This is a genomic window from Parasphingorhabdus sp. (assembly GCF_036964675.1).
Taxonomy (GTDB): Bacteria; Pseudomonadota; Alphaproteobacteria; order Sphingomonadales; family Sphingomonadaceae; genus Parasphingorhabdus.
In genome coordinates this window covers 29,906-31,487 of the sequence record NZ_JBALTF010000022.1, presented here as the reverse complement: position 1 = coordinate 31,487, position 1,582 = coordinate 29,906, and the positions used below count along the sequence as shown (strand labels likewise).

The window sequence follows — 1,582 nt, the reverse complement described above, 5'->3', positions numbered from 1 at the left end:
CCAGCCATTGCGGACCGCCTCTGCAAACGACCGTGGACACCATCGGCCCGCCAGCGCCTGGCCAATGCCGTTGATCCGGCCAGAAACACTATATGCCCGCGGCGCAGGGCAAGCTTTTTGACCGTTTCAAACCGCGCCTGGCGCAAGGGCTCTGGCAAATGATAGTGACGAAAGACAATCCCGCTGCGGCGCGGCAGTCGCTTGATCGCATGTTCAAGCAGCGCATCATTTCGCTCGTCGGTGAACAACCATATCCGTGGCAGCGCCGACCTTCGAGAGTTCGACAAAACGGGGCAGGGCTGGTCTCGCAACATAAGCAGGCCTATAGACGCATGCTTGGCGAAAGAGAATGATTGAGAGAGATACACCCTTGGCAAACCCACCACTCGAGGACATCCGCAGCAAGATCGAAAAGGCCGCCCGAATAGCGGACCGCAAGTCATCCGATATTGCGCTTATCGCCGTATCCAAAACCCGCAGCAGCGATGAAATCCGGCCACTGCTAGAGGCTGGCCATCGCGTCTTCGGAGAAAATCGGGTGCAGGAAGCGATGGAGAAATGGCCCGGCTTGAAAGCGGACTATCCTGACGTCGAGCTGCATATGATCGGTCAGTTACAATCGAACAAGGCGGCAGAAGCGGTGGCGCTGTTTGACTTTATCCATTCGCTCGACCGACTTTCCTTGGTCAAGGCGCTTGCGAAGGAAATGGACCGGCAGGACCGCCGCATAGGCTGTTTTCTGCAGGTCAATATCGGCGAAGAAACCCAAAAAGGCGGTTGCGATATAAAGGCGGTACCCGAATTGCTTGCACAAGCCCTGAAAGCGAGCATTCCAGTGGCTGGCCTGATGGCGGTCCCCCCGGAAAATGTTAACCCGGTTCCCTATTTCGCGCTGCTTGCCAAACTGGCACGCGACCATGACCTCGAGGGGCTTAGCATGGGCATGTCGGACGATTTTGAAAGCGCGATCAAGCTTGGTGCTACCCATATCCGGGTCGGCACCGCCCTCTTTGGTGCGCGCGCCACACCGGCCGTATAGTCAGCTCTCGGCGCTTTTTTCTCCGTTTTTTTCGCTGTCTTTGGCCGCTCGGTCGGCTTTGCGCTCTTCCGGCGTGTCGGCCGCAACATAGCTGATGACGACATCACCATCTTCGATGACCGGCCGGGAATCGGTGGCAAAGAATAACAGCCGCCGGTCCGGCTTGAAAACGGCCAGCGGTTCTTCGCCTTCTTCCAGATTCTTGCGATAATCTTCGGCGGTGAATTTCTCGGTGATATTGGTTTTGCTGAATCGCCAGCCAGCCAGATCACGGTCGAGCAATGTGCCAAAATCGGCCCCGGATTCGAATAATAATCTACCATGGCCGACCCGGCTTTTGCTTTGGCTATCATTGGCCAGTCGGCTGATCTGTTCATAGCCCATTTCCGGGCCGAGATCGGCGGTGATCAGCTGGTTCTGACTGTCATTGTCGGTCGCAGCGATAAGATGCTGATATTCACCCATGTCGATATTGTCGTCATGGGCCTCTTCGAGCACATCACCGTGGCGGATCGCCAGGCCTTCGCTATGGGCGCGGCGCAG

Annotated in this window: 1 protein-coding gene and 2 pseudogenes; 1 reads left to right on the top strand and 2 read right to left on the bottom strand. The window is 56.9% G+C overall.

Translation table 11 applies throughout. The annotated features are described in order from the left end of the window. A pseudogene (locus tag V7665_RS05940) lies at nt 1–248 on the bottom strand (thiamine phosphate synthase); the annotation flags it as partial. Nucleotides 249–349: 101 nt separating this feature from the next. Between V7665_RS05940 and V7665_RS05935 the strand changes: the two are divergent. Then, nucleotides 350–1,039 carry a YggS family pyridoxal phosphate-dependent enzyme gene (locus V7665_RS05935; protein WP_335663616.1) on the top strand — a complete coding sequence of 230 codons (690 nt, stop codon included), beginning with the start codon at nt 350–352 and terminating at the stop codon, nt 1,037–1,039. Here V7665_RS05935 and V7665_RS05930 read toward each other — a convergent pair. After that, a pseudogene (locus V7665_RS05930) lies at nt 1,040–1,582 on the bottom strand (cation:proton antiporter); the annotation flags it as partial.

What these genes read in the sequence shown, in the direction of transcription:
- V7665_RS05935 (WP_335663616.1), top strand. Translation starts at nt 350, where the DNA reads ATGATTGAGAGAGATACACCCTTGGCAAACCCACCACTCGAGGACATC.